Source organism: Pelagicoccus mobilis (assembly GCF_016595505.1).
Classification (GTDB): Bacteria; Verrucomicrobiota; Verrucomicrobiia; order Opitutales; family Opitutaceae; genus Pelagicoccus; species Pelagicoccus mobilis.
The window spans coordinates 24,864-44,611 of record NZ_JAENIL010000023.1; the positions used below are offsets into that span (position 1 = coordinate 24,864).

A 19,748-nucleotide genomic window follows, 5' to 3' on the forward strand; every position below is an offset into this window, starting at 1 on the left:
TTCACCTACCTCTTAGAAATCATGAACTATACGCTATTAGGCAAAAAGCTGGGGATGACCCAGGTTTATGGCAGCGACAACCAAGTTGTTCCTGTCACCGTACTGCAAGCAGGTCCCTGCCCAGTACTACAAGTTAAGACTGTCGAGTCTGATGGATACAATGCCATCCAGATCGGATTCGACTCAAAGAAGGACAAGAACGCTAGCAAGGCTGCTCTCGGGCACGCTAAGAAGCATGGCGTCGCTCACGCACCACGCGTGATCAAGGAAGTCCGCAGCACCGAAGCTATCGACGCCGCTCCAGGTGATATCTTGGATGTATCGAAGTTCGAAGTTGGCAAGAAGGTCGACATCATCGGCAAGACCAAGGGTAAAGGTTTCGCTGGTGTTATGAAGCGTTTCAACACCAAGGGTGGTCCTGCTTCTCACGGTTCGATGTTCCACCGCCGCATCGGTTCTATCGGTCTCTGCCAATGGCCAGGCCACGTATTCAAGAACCAGAAGATGCCAGGTCACATGGGCGCGAAGCAGCGCACAATCCAAAATCTCGAGATCGTCTCCATCGACGCCGAGAAGAACCTAATCTTGGTAAAGGGTGGTATCCCGGGCGCAAATGGCGACACCGTACTCATCCGCTCCCAGATCAAGACCAAGAAATAGGAAAGGAACTGATCGACCATGAAAACTAAACTTTTCAATAACGACGGCAGCGCAAACGGCGAAACTGAAGTAGATGGACTCCCCGTCTTCGAAGGTGACAAGGGTTTGCAGGCAGTTAAGGAAGTAGTCGTAGCTCAGGCGGCAAACGCTCGCCAAGGCAGCGCAAACACAAAGACTCGCGGCGAAGTTCGTGGCGGTGGCAAAAAGCCATGGCGTCAAAAGGGTACTGGCCGCGCTCGCGCTGGTTCCACTCGTTCCCCGATCTGGGTTGGCGGTGGCGTCGTGTTTGGCCCACGTCCTCGCGACTACTCCAAGAAGATCAACAAGAAGGTTAAGTCTCTCGCATTTGGCCGCGCTCTTTTCGACCGCGTATCCGACGAGTCACTCGTAGTTGTTGATTCCCTCGATATCTCACCTGCCAAGACTAAGGTTGGCGAAGCCCTCGTTCGTGGCATCGCTCCTAAGGGCAAGGTTCTCGTCATCGACAAGGTGCTCAGCGACACATCAGTTCTCGCTCTGCGCAACCTCGCTGGCGTCGATCTCGAAGAGGCACCGCTCGTAAGCGTAACTGACCTCTGCCAGTTCAAGACAATCATCGTAACACGTGCCGGTCTCGAAGTTCTCGTCGAGCGCGCGAAAGGAGGCTCGAAATGATTCAGCCAGATAAGATCATCAAAAACGTACTCTTGACCGAGAAGACAAACATCCAGTCTTCAGAACTCGGACAGTACACATTCGAAGTGTTCGCGAGCTCTACTAAGGATAGCATCAAGGCTGCTGTTGAGAAGCAGTTCGAGGTGTCCGTGACTCGCGTCAACGTCATCAATCAGATCGGCAAGCCACGTCGCAACCGCAAGACTGGCAAGACCTCTCGTGGTTCCGGTCTCAAGAAAGCGATCATCACTCTCAAGCAGGGTGACGCGATCGACTTCACAGCCTAAACGAAGGAGACCACACGAAAATGGCTATCAAAAGTTTTAATCCAGTCACTCCGACACAGCGTTTCGCTGCCATCCAAGTTAAGGATGTGGCAAACAAGCGTCCGGAAAAGTCGCTCACTGAGTCCAAGAGTAAGGACGCAGCAGGTCGCAACTGCTACGGTCGCATCACGATGCGTCGTCGCGGCGGTGGCCACAAGAAGCTCTACCGTATTATAGACTTCAAGCGTAACAAGTTCGACATCCCTGCGAAGGTACAAGCGATCGAGTACGATCCAAACCGTAGTGCCTACATCGCTCTCGTAGCGTACGCAGATGGCGAAAAGCGTTACATTATCGCACCATCCGGCCTGAAGGCTGGCGACAGCGTTCTCGCTTCTCAGAAGCAGATCGAGTTCGACACGGGTAACGCGATGCCGCTCGAGTTCATCCCGCCAAGTACCAAGATCCACGCGGTTGAGCTTCTTCCAGGCAAGGGCGCGCAGATCGCTCGCGCTGCTGGTAACGCAGTAGAGCTCATCGGTATCGATGGTGATTCCGCTCAGATCAAGATGCCAAGCGGTGAAATCCGCCTCGTATCCAAGAAGTGCATGGCGACTATCGGTGTTGTCGGCAACGCTGAGAAGAAGAACGTCGTTATCGGTAAGGCAGGTCGTAGCCGCTGGCTCGGCAAGCGTCCACGCGTTCGTGGTGTTGTCATGAACCCGGTCGATCACCCCAATGGTGGTGGTGAAGCGAAGTCCAAGGGTGGTGGCGGTCGCCAGATGCTCGTGTCCCCATGGGGTCAGTTGGCGAAGGGCTTCCCAACCCGTCGCAAGTCGAAGACAAGTAACAGCCTCATCCTCGTCCGTCGTAACGGACGGAAGATGAAAAACAGATAAACGAGGAGTAAGTCAAAATGGCTCGTTCAGTTAAAAAAGGATTTTTCGTAGACCCCAGCCTCGATAAGAAGGTGGCAGCAGCTCAGGCGGCAAACGATCGCAAGCCGATCCAGACCTGGTCACGTCGCTCGACTATCACACCGGATTTCGTGGGTCTGAATATTAACGTTCACAACGGCAAGATGTTCATTCCTGTCCACGTGACTGAAAACATGGTGGGCCACAAGCTCGGCGAGTTCTCGCAGACTCGTACGTTCAAGGCTCACGGTGGTGGTAAGAAGTAACGCGAGGAGCACGATAAGCAATGGAAGTACAAGCACGTACAAAATACGCTCGTATGTCACCTAAGAAGGTGATCGAGGTCGCTCGCACGATTCGCGGCAAGAACGCTAACGCAGCTCTCGAGTTGCTCAAGTTCATCCCCCGCAAGTCTGCGTTCCTTCTCTCCAAGACACTGCAGTCGGCAATCGCTAACGCGGAAAACAACCACGACCTTTCTGGCGACTCTCTCGTCGTCCAGTCAGCAACTGTTGAGCAAGGCCCTGCGCTTAAGCGTTTCAAGGCTGCTGCTCGTGGTGGGGTTGCAAAACGCAAGAAGCGTATGTCTCACATCCGCATCGTACTGTCTGATAACGCCTAAGGAAATTACGCAAAATGGGTCAAAAAACACATCCGATCGGATTCCGTCTCGCTGTTAACCGCAACTGGCAGTCTCGCTGGTTCGCTCGCAAGAACGATTTTGCGGACACGCTTCACGAGGATTACATCATCCGCGAGAAGCTCATGGAAAAGCTCAAGTTCGCTAGTGTGCCACGCATCTTCATCGAGCGTGCTTCTGCTCGCGTTCGCGTTAAGATCTTCACTGCTCGCCCAGGTATCGTCATCGGACGTAAGGGCCAGGAGATCGAGAAGATCAAGGACGAGCTTTCCAAGGCAACTGGTAAGGAGATCCTCCTCGACATCCAGGAAGTTAAGAAGCCTGAGCTCGACGCAACTCTCGTAGCCGAGAACGTTGCTCTCCAGCTCGAGCGTCGTATCGCATTCCGTCGCGCCATGAAGAAGGCTGTCCAGATGGCCATGTCTCTCGGCGCGAACGGTATCAAGATTCAAGTAGGTGGTCGTCTCGGCGGCGCGGACATCGCTCGTACGGAAGTACAGCGTCAGGGTTCCGTACCTCTCCACACGCTCCGTGAAGACATCGACTACGGCACTGCGGAAGCCCGTACCGTTTACGGTATCATCGGCATCAAGTGCTGGGTATTCAACAAGGAAGACTAAGCCGAAAGGGTAACAAGCCATGCCTCCATTAACACCATCTCGTACCAAGTACCGTAAGGTAATGAAGGGTCGCCTCCGCGGAAACGCGAAGGGTGGCGACACTATCGCTTTCGGTGATTTCGCAATCCAAGCCCTCGAGCGCGGTCATTTCACTGGTCGTCAAATCGAAGCTTCTCGTGTTGCTATCACGCGTCACATGAAGCGTAAGGGTAAGCTCTGGATCCGCGTTTTCCCTCACAAGCCAATCACAAAGAAGCCACTCGAAACTCGTATGGGTAAGGGTAAGGGACCAGTCGACCACTACGTGGCGGCAGTCAAGCCAGGTCACATCCTCTTCGAGCTCGCAGGTGTACCCCTCGCGGTCGCTCGTCAGGCGATGTCTCTTGCTGACGCGAAGATCCCATTCCGCACTCGTTTCATCGAACGTGATCGCGACTAAACCGGAAAGGACTGAAAGAAAATGAAGACAAAAGACATTAAGGAACTTTCCGTTGCTGAGATCGAAAAGAAACTTCGCGACACTCGCGAGCAGCTCCTCGACCTCAAGCTCCAGAAGCAAACCGGTCAGGTTGAGAAGACGCACGAGATCACTGCCAAGCGCAAGCTGATCGCTCGTCTCGAAACCATCCGCAACGAGAAGATCGCTGCAGAGAAGAAGTCCGCCTAACCCATAAGATTATCAGGCAATGGAAAATTCACGTAACAAGAGAAAAGACCTAACCGGCGTAGTTACCAGCATCTCGGGCGACAAGTCCATCAAGGTGACTTACAGCTACAAGAAGGCTCACCCTCGCTACCGTAAGGTTATCAATCGTAAGACCGTCGTTCACGTACACGACGAGGAAAACACAGCACGTCTTGGCGACAAGGTAGAGATCATGGAAACACGCCCTCTCAGCCGCCTCAAGCGCTGGCGCCTCGTTCAAGTGCTCGAGCGCGCTCCAATGCTCGGCAAGAAGACTCTCGCCGAAGTTGAAGCAGAACAAGCTGCTGAGGAAGCGGAAGCATAAAGTAGGGAAGGGCAAGTAACCATGATTCAACTACGTTCATCTCTCCAGATCGCGGACAACACTGGCGCAAAGCGTGCCTGCATGATCCGCCGTCTCGGTCAAAACAAGAAGACTGCCGATGTTGGCGACGTAATCGTCGTGAACATCAAGGAAGCGAGCGTCGACTCTTCTGTAAAGAAGGGCTCCGTCGTTAAGGCTGTTGTAGTTCGCACAAAGGCTCCTATCCGCCGCAAGGACGGAAGCTACCTTCGTTTCGACTCCAACGCTATCGTTATCCTCGACAACAATGGCAACCCGAAGGGCACTCGTATCTTCGGGCCTGTCGCTCGCGAACTTCGCGGTAAGAAGTTCATGAAGATTGTATCACTAGCACCGGAGGTACTCTAAGATGGCCAAGGCACACATTAAGAAGGGCGAGGAAGTTGTAGTACTCGCCGGTAAGGAAAAAGGTAAGCGCGGCAAGGTTCTGCAGATTCTTCCTGCTAAGAACCGTGCGATCGTTGAAGGCTTGATGATGATCAAGCGTCACGAGAAGAAGTCTGAGGAGAAGCCAGAAGGCGCCATCGTAGAACGCGAAGGTTCCATCCACGTTTCCAACCTCATGTCCGCTGAAAAGTGGGACGCGAAAAAAGCCTAAATACACTTAACACTAACTGTCTAAATTAGACACGAGAACCAAGATGTCCGGGCCGGAAATCCGGACACGTTAAAACCAATGAGCTCTCAAAACACTCCAGCACTCAAGAAGCACTACCAAGATGTAGTGATCCCAGGGCTTAAGAAGTCCGGTAACTACAAGAACGACATGCAGCTTCCTCAGATCGAGAAGGTTGTTATGAACATCGGCGTAAACGCTTCTGCAGATAAGTCCGTACTCGAAGAGGCGGTTAAGAACCTCAGCAACATCGCAGGTCAAGCAGCGGTTCGCACTTACGCTCGCAAGAGCATCGCGAACTTCAAGCTCCGCGAAGGTATGCCAATCGGTTGTAAGGTCACTCTCCGTGGCAACCGCATGTGGGACTTCCTCTACCGTCTTCTCGCGGTAGGTCTTCCTTCAATCCGTGACTTCCGCGGCGTTCATTCCCGTTTCGACGGCAATGGCAACTACAGCCTCGGCATCACTGACATCACTATCTTCCCAGAAATCCAGACCGACTCTCTCAAGTACCAGTCCGGTCTCGAGTTCACCATCGTAACGACTGCTTCTAGCAACGACGAAGGTAAGGAATTGCTCACGCTTCTCGGAATGCCTTTCCGTAAGCAAGAGAAGAAGGAAGAAGAAACCGCAGCTTAATTTACTTTAGAACATGGCAAAAAAATCAGCTATCGCACGTAACAAGAAGCGCGAACGCATGGTCGCTCGCTACGCTGAAAAGCGTGCTAACCTAAAGGCCATCATGGCGAATCCGGAGTCTACGGACGAGGAGTTCTACGAAGCACAGCGCAAGCTCTGCAAGTTGCCACGCAACTCTTCTCCAATCCGCATCAAGAACCGTTGTAACGTTACTGGACGTCCTCGCGCTTACATCCGCCGCTACGGACTTTCTCGTCTCACTTTCCGCGAGCTCGCTCTCGAAGGTAAGATCCCAGGCGTCACCAAGTCTTCCTGGTAAACAATATTGGGCGTTGACGATCTGGGAAATCACGATCAAATCGTCCGCTTTTCCAAAAAATTACATCTAGGGCCGCGAGTTTTGGATATCGCGCGGCCCATTAACCAAAATAAAGTATGCACACTGATCCAATCAGCGACTTCTTAACGCGCATTCGTAACGCGTCTTCTGCCGGCAAGGCTGAGACGGTTGCGCCGCACTCAAAGCTAAAGGCTGCGATCGCCAAGATCCTTCTCGACGAAGGTTTCGTAAGCGAAGTCAAGGACGGCACGGACGACAAGGGTCACAAGACTCTCGTAGTAGGTCTCAAGTACGTCGATGGCGAAGCTTCAATCAACGGCATCGAGCGTGTTTCCAAGCCAGGTCTTCGCCTCTACGCGAAGAGCACTGAGATACCTCGCGTTCTCAACGGCCTCGGTATCTGCATCCTCACTACACCAAAGGGTGTTATGAAGGACCGCGATGCACGCCGCAACAAGCTCGGCGGTGAGCTCATCTGTAACGTTTGGTAAGAAAGGAACTACGAGATGAGCAGAATCGGTAAATTACCAGTCGCTATCCCAGACGGCGTAAAGGTCGACGTTAACGGAACTACCGTTAAGGTTGAAGGCCCAAAGGGTAAGCTCGAAAAGACTTTCAACAAAGCGGTAGCTATTACAGTTGAGGACGGCCAGATCAAGGTTAGCCCTGCTGAAAGCACTCGCTTCGCCAATGCCATGTACGGCACAGCTCGTTCCATCATCAATGGCATGGTGGGTGGCGTCGTTAAGGAATACCAGAAGGAGCTCGAGATCTCCGGTGTTGGTTTCCAGGCGGCTCTCAAGGGCAAGGTGCTTAACCTCAAGCTCGGCTACTCCCACGACTGTAACTACGACATCCCAGAAGGTGTTAAGATCGCGGTTGAAGGTGGCACGAAGCTCACGGTTACAGGTATCGACAAGCACATGGTCGGTCAGGCAGCTGCTTCCATTAAGAAGTTCGCGCCAATCGAGCCATACAAGGGCAAGGGCGTTCGCATTATCGGCGAGCACGTAATCCGCAAGGAGGGCAAGTCAGTCTAAGCCAAGGCTTAGGTTTTGATCCTCAAACTCAGAAAGAAGAGTTAACAGATGAAAATTCAGAAGAAAAACGAGCTCGTGCAAAAGCGCCGCTGGCGCGTACGCAAGAAGGTTATCGGCACACCAGAGCGCCCACGCCTCAGCCTCCACCTCAGCAACAAGCACATCTACGCTCAGGCGATCAACGACGAGTCAGGTACAACCCTCGCTTTCGTTTCCTCGCTCGGCAAGGACGTGCGCTCCCAGAACCTCAAAGCCAATCTCGAAGGCGCTGCCGCTCTCGGCAAGCTCTTCGGCGAGAAGGCCAAGGAAGCTGGTGTCAGCAAGGTTGTTTTCGACCGTAACGGACGCAAGTACCATGGTTGCGTCAAAACATTCGCAGATGCCGCTCGCGAGGCCGGCCTAGACTTCTAATTGCCCTATGATGACTTCACAACAAAACGCAGGTGGCCAACAAGGTGGAAACCGTGGCCCAGGTGGTAACAGAGGCCAAGGTGGCAATCGTGGTCCTGGTGGCAACCGTGGTCCTGGTGGCCGTGGTCAAGGTCGCGGTGGAAATCGCGGTCAGCGCGAAGAGCGCGAAGACGATGGTATCTCCGAAAAGGTAGTATTCATCAACCGTTGCGCGAAGGTCGTAAAGGGTGGTCGTCGTTTCAGCTTTTCCGCTCTCGTAGTCGCTGGTGACCAAGCAGGTCAGGTAGGCGTAGGTTACGGTAAGGCGAACGAAGTACCGGAAGCGATCCGCAAGGGCACTGAGCAAGCTCGCAAGCAACTCGAGCCAGTTAAGCTTAAGGGTGACACGATCCCACACGAAGTGATCGGGGAGTTCGATGGCGGTAAGGTTCTCCTCCGTCCAGCGACGACTGGTACTGGTATCATTGCTGGTGGTGGTGTTCGTGCCGTGCTCGAAGCAGCAGGTGTTCAGAACGTTCTTACCAAGTCGCTCGGTTCTAACAATCCGAACGCTATCGTTTTGGCCACACTCGACGGCCTTAAGAAGCTCAAGACCTACGAAGACTACAAGCGTCTCCGCGGTTAATCTAAACCTTTAAAAGGAAAGCCTCACAATGAGACTCCATAATCTATCTAATGTTAAGGGTGCTACCCACCGTCGCAAGCGCGTCGGTAATGGTGAAGGCAACGGCCATGGTAAAACCTGTGGTCGTGGCGGTAAGGGCCAGACTGCACGTTCCGGTGGCGGTATCCGCATCGGTTTCGAAGGTGGTCAGATGCCAATCTTCCGTCGTTTGCCGATCCGTGGCTTCAACAACAAGAACTTCCGCGTCGAGTACGAATCCGTCAATGTTGGCGAACTCGAGAAGCTCGACGACTCCGTAACTGAGGTTGATCGCGATGCGCTCGCGGTTGCTGGCCTTGTTCGTTTGAACGACAAGCCGCTCAAGATCCTCGGCGAAGGCGAACTCACCAAGGCGCTCAAGATCAAGGCTGACAAGTTCAGCGGCTCCGCTAAGGAGAAGATCGAGAAGGCTGGCGGCGAGGCGATCGTAGCCGAAGCGTAATCTGATCCTGACCCCCGACTCATAACATTAAGGCATGCTATCTGCGTTTACCAACTGTCTGAAGATTCCAGAGCTACGTCAGAAGATCTTTCTGATGCTCTCTCTTCTCTTTATCGCCCGTATCGGCGCGAACATCCCGCTTCCTGGCTTGGACATGCAGCCGTTGCAGGACTACTTCGCGGATCAAACCGCTTCGGGTGGCGGCAGCTTGGTCGGACTCTACAACATGTTTACTGGCGGCGCGTTCCTGCGTGGTGCGGTATTCGCGTTGGGTATCATGCCTTACATCTCTGCTTCCATTATCTTCCAGTTGATGGGGGCGGTTTTTCCGGCTCTCGCTCGTCTGCAGCAAGAAGGGGAGGCGGGGCGTCAAAAGATCTCCCAGTACACTCGCTACGCTACCGTCATTATCTGTGCGGTTCAGGCGGTTCTCTTGATTCTCGGTCTGCAGAACCCTGGAACCCTGTTTCCTGGGTTCTCCGGTGACCAATACGGTCAGATCGTAATCGTAGATAAGTTCTGGTTCCTGATTGCATCCACCGTTTTCCTCACCGCGGGTACTGTCCTGCTAATGTGGATTGGTGAGCAGATCACGAAGCTTGGTATCGGAAACGGTATCTCAATCCTTATTACGATCGGTATCATCTCCGACTTGCCAGGCGCAGCTAAGGCGACTTACGACCTGTTCTTTGGTCCAGTAGGCGTTAAGAAGCTCGTTTTCGGTCACGGTATCTTGATGGCGGCGCTTCTGATTCTGGTTACTGCTGGTTTGGTCGCGGTCATTCAGGCTGTGCGTAAGATTCCGGTTCAGTACGCAAAGCGGGTGGTCGGCCGTAAGGTTTACGGCGGTCAAAGCTCGTTCATGCCGCTCAAGGTCAACTACGCGGGTGTTATGCCAGTCATTTTCGCTTCTGCTTTGTTGTCCTTCCCGCAGCAGATCATCTCTCAAATCGGTGCCGCCCTCGAGCTGCCATGGCTTGTTGACGCAGCTAACTTCCTCGTTCGCGGAAGCACCACCTATTATGTGGTGTTCGGTTTGATGATCCTGTTTTTCAGCTACTTCTGGGTATCCGTGATGTTCCGTCCGATCCAGATCGCTGATGACCTCAAGAAGTACGGTGGATACGTTCCAGGTGTTCGTCCGGGACAGCCAACGGCTAAGTTCCTCGATTTCGTCATGACTCGCCTCACGCTTGCCGGCGCGATCTTCCTGACTGTTATCACTGTCTTCCCGGACGTTCTGCTCTTCCTCTATGATATTCCGATGCGTGTCGCTATTTTCTTTGGCGGTACTGGAATGCTCATCACGGTTGGTGTCGCTCTCGACACAATGAAGCAGATCGAAACGCACCTGCTCCAACGTCACTACGACGGCTTCCTGAAGAAAGGGCGTATCCGTGGTCGCAAGAACGCTGGAGCTGAAGCTGCGCTCGGCGGCGCGACTGAACTGAAGAATGTCGGTGCTCTTTATATGGCAGTGGCGATTATCTTCCTCGTAGGCCTCGCGGCTTATTTCATTCAAATTTATACAAATTAAACTTTACTTTCGAGGCGCGAAGGCTCATCTCCTTGCCCTTTTTCTCCACGCACTCTGCGTTTGAGTTAACTGGCCAACCTTCCCGCCGCGATAGGGCCAAATCCGAAACAACAATCCGTTTCGAAGGCACTTCTTCACAAATACTTTTTAACCAATAACTTGCTAGAACACCATGCCACGTATCCTAGGCGTTGACATTCCAGCCAACAAGAAGCTCGAGTACTCTCTCCGTTACATTTATGGTATCGGACCAACTCGCTCTAAGCGCATCCTCGCAGAAACCGGTATCGATCCAGATATGCGTGCGAAGGAACTGAACGAAGAGCAGATCAATGCGATCATGAGCAAGATTCAAGAGCTCCAATTCATCGTCGAAGGTGACCTTCGCCGTGAGTTGACAGCTAACATGAAGCGTCTCCAGGCGATCAACTGCTACCGTGGTCTACGCCACCGTCGTGGTCTGCCAGTTCGTGGTCAGCGTACTAAGACAAACGCTCGTACTCGCAAGGGTAAGCTCAAGACCGTCGGAGCCCTCCGCAAATAACAATAGGAGTATTACGTCATGTCTGAAGAAAACGTAAAAGCTGAAGAAGAAGAAGCAAAGGACGTCGCTGCAGAAGGTGCAGAGGCAGCAGAAGCTCCTGAAGAAAAGGAAGAGCTTATTGGCGGCGTTAAGAAGCAGCCAACCGCTCAAGATCTCCTCAAGGAAGAGATCGGCGACCTTAAGATTCGCAAGGCGAAGGGTAGCAAGAATATCACTACCGGTATCGCTAAGGTAAGCGCGACTTTCAACAACACCATCGTCACTATCACTGACCTTAAGGGTAACACTATCTCTTGGGCGAGTGCTGGTAAGATGAACTTCCGCGGTTCTCGTAAGTCCACAGCTTACGCCGCTCAGATCGTTACGCAGAACGCTGCTAAGGCAGCTATGGCGCACGGTCTTAAGGAAGTGTTGATCGAAGTGAAGGGACCTGGAATGGGCCGCGATTCCGCGATCCGCGCATTCCAAACTCTTGGTCTCGAGATCTCTTCGATCACCGATACGACACCAATTCCTCACAACGGCTGCCGTCCTCCTAAGCGTCGTCGCGTCTAGTTCGCGTTCGCTTCAACCTCGAAATTTCAAATCTAAGAAGTCATGGCTCGTTATACCGGTCCTACTACCAAGATCAGCAGACGTTTCGGTCAGCCAATTTTCGGCTCCAACAAGTCTCTCGAAAAGCGTAACTATCCACCTGGCCAGCACGGACCACGTCTCCGTCGCAAGCAATCCGAGTACTCTATCGGTCTCGGCGAGAAGCAAAAGCTTCGCTTCATGTACGGCCTCATGGAGAAGCAGTTCCGCCGCACTTTCGACAAGGCGAAGAACACTCGTGGCGTAACAGGTACCATCTTCCTGCAGCTCCTCGAAACCCGTCTCGACAGCATCGTTTACAACCTCGGTTTCACCAAGACTCGTAAGGCTGCTCGTCAGTTCGTTAACCACGGTCACATCTGCGTGAACGGCCAGAAGGTAGATATCCCTAGCTTCCAGGTTAAGGTTGGCGACGAGATCGAAGTTCGCAACAGCACTTCTTCCCGCCAGCTCGCTACACGTAACATGGAAGCAAACCGCCTCCGCAATGTGCCGGACTGGATGACTCGCACCGACGAAGCTTTCCGTGGCGTCGTTAACCGCGAGCCAACTCGCGAAGAGCTCGAGCCAAGCATCAACGAGCAGCTAATCGTTGAGTTCTACAGCCGCTTCTAATCGCGATTGTATCTGTTATTACTTTTTCACTCCGACCAACTAATTTTAAGCCCATCCGAAGACCATAACGCAACATGCCGAAACGTATTGGAAAGTTCGAACTACCAAACCGCCTTGTTAAAGTAGAAGAGGGTTCCTCTTCCACTTACGCGATGTTCCATGCTGAACCTTTTGAGGCAGGGTATGGTCACACGATTGGTAATTCGCTACGCCGCGTCCTCCTCAGTTCGATTGAGGGCGCTGCTATTGCTTCGGTGAAGATCGAAGGAGTTAGCCACGAGTTTCAGAGTGTAGACGGTATCGTTGAAGATATCACCGACATCGTCCTCAACCTGAAGAAGGTTCTCCTCGTCTGCCACAAGCGCGAAGGTGTTAGGTTGATGATCAACACAAACCGTGCCGGTGCGATCACCGCTGCGGACATCCAGCCAGATTCCAACGTCGAAGTTGTGAATCCTGATCAGATCATCTGCACCCTCGACCGCGAAATGCCATTCACGGCTGAGCTCGAAGTTAAGGTTGGTCGTGGTTACTGCCCAGGCGACGAAAACAAGGACGAGGAAGATCCGATCGGCGTTATCGCTATCGATTCTCTCTTCTCCCCAGTTAGCCTGGTTAAGTACGCTGTTGAGGCGACCCGTGTTGGTCAAATCACAGACTACGACAAGCTCATCCTCGAAGTTTGGACCGACGGTCGTATCACTCCGGACGACGCTCTCAAGCAGGCCGGCGCGATCCTCAAGCACCACCTCGACGTGTTCGACAACGTATCCGACGAGAACTACGAGTTCGAAGACGAAGGTGGCGAAGTAAGCGAAGAGCAGAACAAGCTCCGCAAGCTCCTCAACATGAGCGTTAACGAAATCGAACTCTCCGTTCGTGCCGCTAACTGCTTGAACAACGCGAACATCACCACCGTTGGTGAACTCGCGATGAAGAGCGAGCAAGAGATGCTCAAGTACCGTAACTTCGGTAAGAAGTCCCTCAACGAAATCAAAGACAAGCTCGAGTCCCTCGGTCTCTCGCTTGGTATGAAATTTGACGAACGCCTCCTCGATTCCAAGAAGGAGCTCTAAACGCAAAACTATCACCGTAGACCGCCATGCGTCACCGCAAGCACAGCAATTCACTCGGCGTCAAGAAGGAGCACCGTGAAGCTCTCCTCGCCAATCTTTCAACAGCCCTCATCCAGCACGGCCGTATCAAGACCACCCTCAAGAAGGCGAAGGCTCTTCGTCCATTCGTAGAGAAGGTCATCACGCTCGCCAAGAAGGGATCTCTGCACGACCGTCGTATCGCAATTTCACGCGTTCGCGACGTAGATGCGGTACACGATCTTTTCGACGACAAGGTTGAGCAGTTCAAGGACCGCAATGGTGGATACACTCGTATCTACAAGCTCGGTACACGTCGTGGCGACGCTGCGGAAATGGCTCTTATCGAGCTGATCGACGCGGACGACGAAGGCTACGGCAAGAAGAGCAAGGCCAAGGCGAAGAAGGCTGAAAAGCCAGCTGCTGAAGAGGAAGCTCCAGTAGCAGAAGCAGAGGCGGAAGCTCCTGCGGAAGAAGCTCCCGAAGCTGAAGAGTCAAAGCAGGAAGAAGAAGCCAAGTAAGGCCGACTCCACGCTCTGAACTTCTACTTTTTCTGAGAATGCGTTCTTCCGCGAAGAACGCATTTTCGCGTTTTTAAAACCAAGCCAATTTCGTGCATCCCTTTACCTGGTTTCTCATTCTCTACACTGGCTCCGCTTTACTTCTGATAGCGGGAGTGTGGTTCTACTACGAGAAACGGGAGAAGAGGGTGTTCGATATCCGACGTAAGCGACGCATCTTCCATTGCGTTAAGTGCGGCGAACTCTACTCAATTCGTAAGAAGGACGTTTCCGATGGGCAGCAATGCCCGAAATGCGGATACAACAACTTCGAACTCTCTTTTTAGGTCGTAGCTGCTCGTTGAATACGAGTGACAATCGACCCCTGATCCTAGTTTAATCCACACCTCCAATATGAAGCACCAGACTATAGCGGTACTCGACTTCGGATCTCAATACACTCAGGTAATTGCCCGACGCATTCGTGAGTGCAATGTGTACTCGAAGATCTACTCCTACAAAACGACTGCCAAGCAATTGCAGAAAGACGGAGTGATCGGAGTGATTCTTTCTGGCGGACCATCCAGCGTGCTCGCTCCCAAGTCACCCAAGGCAGACAAGAAGATCTTTCAAATGGGTGTGCCGGTACTCGGTATTTGCTACGGCGTACAGTTGATCGCTCATCTGCTTGACGGTAAGGTCGAGAAGAGTAACGAACGCGAGTACGGCCACGGTATTCTCAACGTCCGCAAAAAGGGGAGCTTGTTCAAAGGCTTGCCAAAGAAGCTTCGCGTGTGGAATTCGCATGGCGATCGTCTCGCAAAGATGCCATCCGGATTCGAAGCAATTGCTTCGACTGAAAACTCCGACTACGCCGCGATCGCGGATGAAAAGCGTAAGATTTTCGGTATCCAGTTTCACCCGGAAGTGGACCACTCTGAAGGGGGTATCAACATCCTAGAGAACTTCCTCCGTAAGATCTGCGGTTGCACAGGAGACTGGTCGATGGCCGACCTCGCTCGCGAATCGATCGAGAAGATCCGCAAGATTGTGGGCAAGGACCGTGTCCTCCTCGGTCTCAGCGGTGGTGTTGATTCTTCAGTGGCAGCGGCGCTCATCCACAAAGCGATTGGTCGCCAGCTGACCTGTGTATTCGTAGACAATGGACTGCTCCGTTTGCATGAACGCGAACTCGTCGTCGATCTCTACAAGCGCAACTTCAACATGGACGTGCGGGTTGCACGTGCTGGATCGAAGTTCCTCACAGCCTTGAAGGGCGTAACCGATCCTGAGCGTAAGCGTAAGATCATCGGCAAGACCTTCGTTAAGGTTTTCCAGGACTCTCTGAAGCGTATTGGCGATGCCAAGTTCCTCGCTCAGGGCACGCTTTACCCAGACGTCATCGAGAGTATTTCTATCGACGGCAACCCAGCTGCTACGATCAAGAGCCACCACAACGTAGGCGGCCTCCCGAAGAGCATGAAGTTCGAACTTCTCGAGCCGCTTCGCGAACTCTTCAAGGATGAGGTCCGTGCTCTGGGTACGGCGCTTGGTTTGCCTAAGGAAGTCGTTTGGCGTCAGCCATTCCCAGGACCAGGTCTCGGCGTTCGCGTTCTTGGCGAAATCAACAAGCGCAATCTCGACATCCTTCGTAAAGCGGACGCGATTCTCCACGAGGAGATGATGGAGTCCGAGCTCTACTACAAGGTATGGCAGTCCTTCTGTGTATTCCTTCCAGTTCGCACGGTTGGAGTTATGGGAGATGAGCGTACCTACGACAATGTTATCGCGCTCCGCATCGTTGAGAGTAAGGACGCCATGACTGCTGACTGGTCACGTGTGCCATACGAAGTGCTCCAGAAGGTATCTACTCGTATCATCAATGAGGTGAAGGGCGTGAATCGTGTCGTCTACGATCTCAGTTCCAAGCCTCCTGGTACCATTGAGTGGGAATAGCGTATTCGCTTCCTAATTACTTTTCGGGCGGAGCGAGTAATCTCGCTCCGCTCTTTTCGAATTTAGAACCCAAGCCCAAAAATCTATGAAACCCTTTTCCTTCCGATCCTTAATCTTACTTGCAGTCCTATCGATTGCTGGACCTCTATCGTTTGCTCAGGATGAGTCCGCACAGCCGGAACTGTCCGATGAGGAGAGAGCTGCTAAGGCGAAAGAAACCGTTGCGCTCGCTCGCTCGTTTCTTGGCAATCCCGATAAGTTGGATGCGATCAAGTCCATCAAGATGAAGGGGGTGCTGGTTTATGGTAGCGGGCAATCCGGTACGGTTGAATCTGTATTCAAATCTCCGAACTACCATCAGTTCATTTCTGTGATCGGAGGTAATCGTGAAACGTCCACTTTGAATCGTTCCGAAGCTTGGCGTAAACTGGAGAACCTTCAAGCTCCTGGCGCCTATCAGCTAACATTTTACGAACCGGATGATATCCGCCACCTCGAGGCTACCGTCATCGATACGCTGAGCTTTCTAGAGACGCCAGCTACCAGAAATGGCCGTATCGAATATCTTGGGATGAGCGAGATCGCTGGCCAGGAGGCGATCATGCTCCTGTACGTTCATAACAACCGCATCTGGTTTCGCCGTTATATCCACCCAGAGACGGGACAGGTTCTCCACATGGTAAACGATAAGGGCGTTATCTTTTCCTACGAAGGTACTATCGAAGTAGATGGAGTGAAATTCCCTGAAAAGACGATTGTTCGAGTGGTCACTCAGTTTGGTGAGCAAACGATGGAAATTTCGTATTCCGACATAAGCTTGAACGAGGAAGTCGACACTGATCGTTTCCGCGTTCCTCAAGGATAAACAGCGCTGTCCCGGGATCGGTAGAACCCGGCCGCAGGGACCGACAAAAACTCTTTGCCATGCGTAAACGCGCATAGCAGAACCATAATTAACATGGCAGACTTGGCCTACAGTTCACGAACCTTTTGGGATAAGCTCTCCGCTTTCTGCAAATCAGCTGAGGTACCTCAGTCGATTGTAGACGCGGCGTCTTCTGTGCTCGGAGAAGTCCGCGAGCATGGTGACGCTGGTGTAGCGAAGGCTCTCAAGCGCATCGACAAGGTGTCGCTCTCCCCAGATGCGTTCAGCATCAGCCGCGACGAAATGAAAGCGGCGGTTCGACGTCTCCCGAAGGGGGATGTCCAAGCGATCAAAGATTCGGTCGCTTCCGTAACTGAGTTCCATAAGCACGCTCTACCAAAGTCCTGGACTGCCAAAAATGCTCACGGAGCGACCATTGGCGAACGCTTTTACCCGCTCGAGAGAGTAGGGCTCTACATCCCGCGTAATCTTGTTTCGACAGTGGTCATGACGGCTGCGCTCGCGAAGCTCGCTGGCGTAAAGGAAATCGTAGCCTTCACTCCCTGCGGTCCTGACGGCAAGGTGAACGATGGCTGTCTTGCTGCAATGTACCTTTCGGGTGTGACTGAAGCCTACCGTTTCGGCGGTATCATGGCAATCGGCGCTGCAGCCTACGGGACGGAAACCATCAAGCCAGTCCTCAAGGTCTACGGACCGGGCAACGCCTTTGTGGTTGAAGCCAAGCGTCAGGTGTTTGGCACGATTGGTGTGGATTTGCTTCCAGGTCCGAGCGAGTTGCTCGTGATCGCGGATGATCATGCAGATGCTGATTTCGTTGCCTCCGATTTGCTCGCGCAGGCGGAGCACGGTTCTGGGCGTGAAAAGATTTTCCTCGTCAGTCTTTCCAAGGAAAAGACGAAGGCGATTCGAGCCGCGATTCGCGAGCAGATGAAGTCACTTCCGCGCAAGGACGCGATCAAGGCAGTCCTGAAGGATGGTTTCTTCTCAGTTGTCGTTAAGGATTACGATGAAGCAGCTGCGGTTGCGAACTTCGTGGCTCCTGAGCACATGGAGCTGGAAGTCGATCCGAAGCAGTTCAACAAGCTGATCAAGTCGATCACCACCGCAGGCGCGATCATGCAAGGCGCGTGGTCGGCGACAGCGCTCGGTGACTTCGTTGCTGGACCAAGCCACGAGTTGCCAACTGGACGCTCAGGCCGCCACTTCAGTGGTTTGCAGATCAGTGACTTCATGCGTCGCTCCAGCCTCGTTCGCTATTCCAAGTCCGCTCTTAAAAAGGCGGCGGGTACGGTTGAGGCCTTCGCTCGTATGGAAGGCTTGGAAGCGCACGGCCGGTCTGTGAGCTCCCGCTTGGAGAAGGAGGGCTGAGTTCGATGAATTCACCTTCTGAATACGCACTTCCTCACATCCAGAAACTTCACGGATACACGCCCGGCTTCCAGCCGAGTGGCGATGGTTGGGTAAAGATCAATACCAACGAAAGCCCGTATCCTCCGAGTCCTGCGGTCGCTGAGGCGGTTTGCCAGGCGGCCAACGATTCACTTCGCCTTTATCCAAACGCGAAGGCGATCCCTTTGCGTGAAGAGGCGGCGAAGCTGCATGGCTTGAAGGCAGAGCAAGTTATCTTCGGAAATGGCTCCGACGATATCTTGAATCTGCTCGTTCGTGCGTTCGCAAATGAGAAGTCAGCCGGTTACCTTATGCCGAGCTATTCGCTGTATCCTGTACTCTGTGGTATTCAGGACTCGGGTACGGTAGAGGTGCCGTTTGACCGGTCGATGGAGCTTCCGTTTGAGGCACTGGAGAATCTTGATGCGAATATACTCTTCATCACTTCGCCGAATGCTCCGACGGGTGTTGGTTTCTCGAATGAAGATCTCGCACGCGTGATAGCGTCGTTTGATGGAATCGTGGTGGTAGACGAAGCCTACGGCGACTTCGCCGATGAGAACGCAGTCGAACTGCTCGCGAAGTACAAGAACCTGGTGGTGACGCGCACGTTCTCCAAGTCCTATGGCTTGGCAGGGATTCGTCTTGGTTACGCCATGGCCGATGCTGAGATTATCGACATTCTCGATCGAGTCCGCGATAGCTACAACGTCAACCGACTCACGCAAGCGGCTGGATTGGCGGCGTTGAAGGATCAGGCTTATCTTAAGGAAGTCGTCGGCAAGATGAAGTCCACCCGCGACCGCTGCCTAGCTGAATGGGAGAGCCTTGGCTGGTTCTGCTATCCATCTGCTGCCAACTTCCTGTTTGTTGAACCGAAGAATGGAGCAGGGGAGTCCGGTAGCGAAGTGGCCGAGTCGCTCTTCGAGTTTTTCAAAGCGAACAAGATCCTTGTCCGTTATTTCCCGTCCAGCCCCTTGACTGACAGCTTCCTGCGAATCAGTGTGGGCGACGACGATCAAATGCTCTACGTGAGCGAAACTATCCAAAAATGGCTGAAGAACGCATAGCATCCCTCAAACGCACGACGAAGGAAACTTCGATCGAGGCGGAGCTTAAAATCGATGGAACCGGTATTGCCAACGTTGATACAGGCATTCCGTTCTTCGACCACATGCTGACACTCTTCGCGGGACATGGTCTTTTCGATCTGACCGTTAAGGCGGAAGGCGATATCGATGTAGACTATCACCACACGGTTGAGGATGTGGGAATCGTTCTTGGAGATCTTTTCAAGCAAGCCCTTGGCGACAAGGCTGGGATTACTCGCTATGGTTTCTTCATCCTTCCGATGGACGAGTGTTTGACGCGCGTAGCTATCGATCTCGGCAATCGTCCCTTCCTTCAGTACAATGTTGTTTCGCCCACGAACTACGTGCGGGATTTCAATATTATCCTGATAAAGGAATTCTGTCGTGCGTTTTCGAATACGCTAGGGTCGAACCTACACATCGAACTCGAGTACGGGGAAGAGCCGCATCACATAGTGGAAAGCATCTTCAAGTGCATGGCTCGTGCGATCGACGCCGCTTCGCAAGTAGACCCTCGTATGGAAGGCCGCCTTCCATCGACGAAGGGAATGTTGTAACTTGTAGCTGGAAACGCGAAAGGTTTT

General features: G+C 52.9%; 31 protein-coding genes. All 31 read left to right on the forward strand.

All coding sequences use genetic code 11. The features are described 5' to 3' along the window. The first annotated feature begins 21 nt into the window (after window positions 1–21). Window positions 22–660, forward strand: a complete 639-nt coding sequence (rplC, locus tag JIN87_RS13300; RefSeq protein ID WP_200356059.1) for a 50S ribosomal protein L3 — start codon at window positions 22–24, stop codon at window positions 658–660. A gap of 18 nt (window positions 661–678) precedes the next feature. Beyond that, the gene (gene rplD, locus JIN87_RS13305) at window positions 679–1,314 is read left to right on the forward strand and encodes a 50S ribosomal protein L4 (protein WP_200356060.1); all 636 of its coding nucleotides are present in this window, start codon (window positions 679–681) and stop codon (window positions 1,312–1,314) included. Beyond that, window positions 1,311–1,601 carry a 50S ribosomal protein L23 gene (rplW, locus tag JIN87_RS13310; RefSeq protein ID WP_200356061.1) on the forward strand — a complete coding sequence of 97 codons (291 nt, stop codon included), beginning with the start codon at window positions 1,311–1,313 and terminating at the stop codon, window positions 1,599–1,601. Before rplD ends, rplW begins: the two co-directional genes overlap by 4 nt. Before the next feature lie 20 nt (window positions 1,602–1,621). Continuing rightward, the gene (rplB, locus tag JIN87_RS13315; protein WP_200356062.1) at window positions 1,622–2,479 is read left to right on the forward strand and encodes a 50S ribosomal protein L2; all 858 of its coding nucleotides are present in this window, start codon (window positions 1,622–1,624) and stop codon (window positions 2,477–2,479) included. Window positions 2,480–2,496: 17 nt separating this feature from the next. Continuing rightward, complete coding sequence (gene rpsS / locus JIN87_RS13320; RefSeq protein ID WP_200356063.1) at window positions 2,497–2,763, forward strand: 30S ribosomal protein S19; 267 nt, start codon at window positions 2,497–2,499, stop codon at window positions 2,761–2,763. 20 nt (window positions 2,764–2,783) lie between these two features. Beyond that, a complete protein-coding gene (gene rplV / locus JIN87_RS13325; protein WP_200356064.1) occupies window positions 2,784–3,119 on the forward strand; it encodes a 50S ribosomal protein L22 in 336 nt (111 codons plus the stop codon). A gap of 14 nt (window positions 3,120–3,133) precedes the next feature. Further along, window positions 3,134–3,757 (forward strand): 30S ribosomal protein S3, encoded by a 624-nt coding sequence (rpsC, locus tag JIN87_RS13330; RefSeq protein WP_200356065.1) that lies wholly within the window; start codon window positions 3,134–3,136, stop codon window positions 3,755–3,757. A gap of 19 nt (window positions 3,758–3,776) precedes the next feature. Further along, a complete protein-coding gene (gene rplP, locus JIN87_RS13335) occupies window positions 3,777–4,196 on the forward strand; it encodes a 50S ribosomal protein L16 (RefSeq protein WP_200356066.1) in 420 nt (139 codons plus the stop codon). 21 nt (window positions 4,197–4,217) lie between these two features. After that, window positions 4,218–4,424, forward strand: coding sequence for a 50S ribosomal protein L29 (rpmC, locus tag JIN87_RS13340; protein WP_200356067.1), 207 nt, complete (start codon window positions 4,218–4,220; stop codon window positions 4,422–4,424). Window positions 4,425–4,443: 19 nt separating this feature from the next. After that, window positions 4,444–4,767: a 30S ribosomal protein S17 gene (rpsQ, locus tag JIN87_RS13345; protein WP_200356068.1), complete on the forward strand. Its 324-nt coding sequence runs from the start codon at window positions 4,444–4,446 to the stop codon at window positions 4,765–4,767. A 21-nt stretch (window positions 4,768–4,788) separates the two neighbouring features. After that, the gene (rplN, locus tag JIN87_RS13350) at window positions 4,789–5,154 is read left to right on the forward strand and encodes a 50S ribosomal protein L14 (RefSeq protein WP_200356069.1); all 366 of its coding nucleotides are present in this window, start codon (window positions 4,789–4,791) and stop codon (window positions 5,152–5,154) included. 1 nt (window position 5,155) lies between these two features. After that, complete coding sequence (rplX, locus tag JIN87_RS13355; RefSeq protein WP_200356070.1) at window positions 5,156–5,404, forward strand: 50S ribosomal protein L24; 249 nt, start codon at window positions 5,156–5,158, stop codon at window positions 5,402–5,404. A 78-nt stretch (window positions 5,405–5,482) separates the two neighbouring features. After that, on the forward strand, window positions 5,483–6,061 hold the full coding sequence (gene rplE, locus JIN87_RS13360; protein ID WP_200356071.1) for a 50S ribosomal protein L5: 579 nt from the start codon (window positions 5,483–5,485) through the stop codon (window positions 6,059–6,061). 13 nt (window positions 6,062–6,074) lie between these two features. After that, window positions 6,075–6,380: a 30S ribosomal protein S14 gene (rpsN, locus tag JIN87_RS13365; RefSeq protein WP_200356072.1), complete on the forward strand. Its 306-nt coding sequence runs from the start codon at window positions 6,075–6,077 to the stop codon at window positions 6,378–6,380. A 116-nt stretch (window positions 6,381–6,496) separates the two neighbouring features. Further along, entirely contained in the window at window positions 6,497–6,892 is a 396-nt protein-coding gene (rpsH, locus tag JIN87_RS13370) for a 30S ribosomal protein S8 (protein ID WP_200356073.1), read from the forward strand. 15 nt (window positions 6,893–6,907) lie between these two features. After that, a complete protein-coding gene (gene rplF, locus JIN87_RS13375; RefSeq protein WP_200356074.1) occupies window positions 6,908–7,441 on the forward strand; it encodes a 50S ribosomal protein L6 in 534 nt (177 codons plus the stop codon). A gap of 48 nt (window positions 7,442–7,489) precedes the next feature. Next, a complete protein-coding gene (gene rplR / locus JIN87_RS13380; protein ID WP_200356075.1) occupies window positions 7,490–7,852 on the forward strand; it encodes a 50S ribosomal protein L18 in 363 nt (120 codons plus the stop codon). A 178-nt stretch (window positions 7,853–8,030) separates the two neighbouring features. After that, on the forward strand, window positions 8,031–8,477 hold the full coding sequence (gene rpsE / locus JIN87_RS13385) for a 30S ribosomal protein S5 (RefSeq protein WP_325176386.1): 447 nt from the start codon (window positions 8,031–8,033) through the stop codon (window positions 8,475–8,477). A 28-nt stretch (window positions 8,478–8,505) separates the two neighbouring features. Then, window positions 8,506–8,958 carry a 50S ribosomal protein L15 gene (gene rplO / locus JIN87_RS13390; RefSeq protein ID WP_200356076.1) on the forward strand — a complete coding sequence of 151 codons (453 nt, stop codon included), beginning with the start codon at window positions 8,506–8,508 and terminating at the stop codon, window positions 8,956–8,958. Window positions 8,959–8,992: 34 nt separating this feature from the next. Beyond that, the gene (secY, locus tag JIN87_RS13395; protein WP_200356077.1) at window positions 8,993–10,495 is read left to right on the forward strand and encodes a preprotein translocase subunit SecY; all 1,503 of its coding nucleotides are present in this window, start codon (window positions 8,993–8,995) and stop codon (window positions 10,493–10,495) included. 172 nt (window positions 10,496–10,667) lie between these two features. Next, window positions 10,668–11,039: a 30S ribosomal protein S13 gene (gene rpsM, locus JIN87_RS13400; protein ID WP_200356078.1), complete on the forward strand. Its 372-nt coding sequence runs from the start codon at window positions 10,668–10,670 to the stop codon at window positions 11,037–11,039. An 18-nt stretch (window positions 11,040–11,057) separates the two neighbouring features. Further along, window positions 11,058–11,594: a 30S ribosomal protein S11 gene (gene rpsK, locus JIN87_RS13405; RefSeq protein ID WP_200356079.1), complete on the forward strand. Its 537-nt coding sequence runs from the start codon at window positions 11,058–11,060 to the stop codon at window positions 11,592–11,594. A gap of 42 nt (window positions 11,595–11,636) precedes the next feature. Beyond that, entirely contained in the window at window positions 11,637–12,248 is a 612-nt protein-coding gene (gene rpsD, locus JIN87_RS13410; RefSeq protein ID WP_200356080.1) for a 30S ribosomal protein S4, read from the forward strand. A 74-nt stretch (window positions 12,249–12,322) separates the two neighbouring features. Then, entirely contained in the window at window positions 12,323–13,324 is a 1,002-nt protein-coding gene (locus tag JIN87_RS13415; RefSeq protein WP_200356081.1) for a DNA-directed RNA polymerase subunit alpha, read from the forward strand. Window positions 13,325–13,350: 26 nt separating this feature from the next. Further along, the gene (rplQ, locus tag JIN87_RS13420) at window positions 13,351–13,863 is read left to right on the forward strand and encodes a 50S ribosomal protein L17 (protein WP_200356082.1); all 513 of its coding nucleotides are present in this window, start codon (window positions 13,351–13,353) and stop codon (window positions 13,861–13,863) included. 92 nt (window positions 13,864–13,955) lie between these two features. Further along, window positions 13,956–14,189, forward strand: a complete 234-nt coding sequence (locus JIN87_RS13425) for a hypothetical protein (protein WP_200356083.1) — start codon at window positions 13,956–13,958, stop codon at window positions 14,187–14,189. 67 nt (window positions 14,190–14,256) lie between these two features. Then, window positions 14,257–15,798 carry a glutamine-hydrolyzing GMP synthase gene (gene guaA, locus JIN87_RS13430; RefSeq protein ID WP_200356084.1) on the forward strand — a complete coding sequence of 514 codons (1,542 nt, stop codon included), beginning with the start codon at window positions 14,257–14,259 and terminating at the stop codon, window positions 15,796–15,798. A gap of 85 nt (window positions 15,799–15,883) precedes the next feature. Continuing rightward, the gene (locus JIN87_RS13435) at window positions 15,884–16,663 is read left to right on the forward strand and encodes a hypothetical protein (RefSeq protein ID WP_200356085.1); all 780 of its coding nucleotides are present in this window, start codon (window positions 15,884–15,886) and stop codon (window positions 16,661–16,663) included. Window positions 16,664–16,756: 93 nt separating this feature from the next. Next, window positions 16,757–18,052, forward strand: coding sequence for a histidinol dehydrogenase (gene hisD, locus JIN87_RS13440; protein ID WP_200356086.1), 1,296 nt, complete (start codon window positions 16,757–16,759; stop codon window positions 18,050–18,052). A gap of 5 nt (window positions 18,053–18,057) precedes the next feature. Further along, window positions 18,058–19,143, forward strand: a complete 1,086-nt coding sequence (gene hisC, locus JIN87_RS13445) for a histidinol-phosphate transaminase (protein WP_200356087.1) — start codon at window positions 18,058–18,060, stop codon at window positions 19,141–19,143. Next, on the forward strand, window positions 19,125–19,721 hold the full coding sequence (hisB, locus tag JIN87_RS13450; protein WP_200356088.1) for an imidazoleglycerol-phosphate dehydratase HisB: 597 nt from the start codon (window positions 19,125–19,127) through the stop codon (window positions 19,719–19,721). Before hisC ends, hisB begins: the two co-directional genes overlap by 19 nt. Window positions 19,722–19,748: the final 27 nt, after the last annotated feature.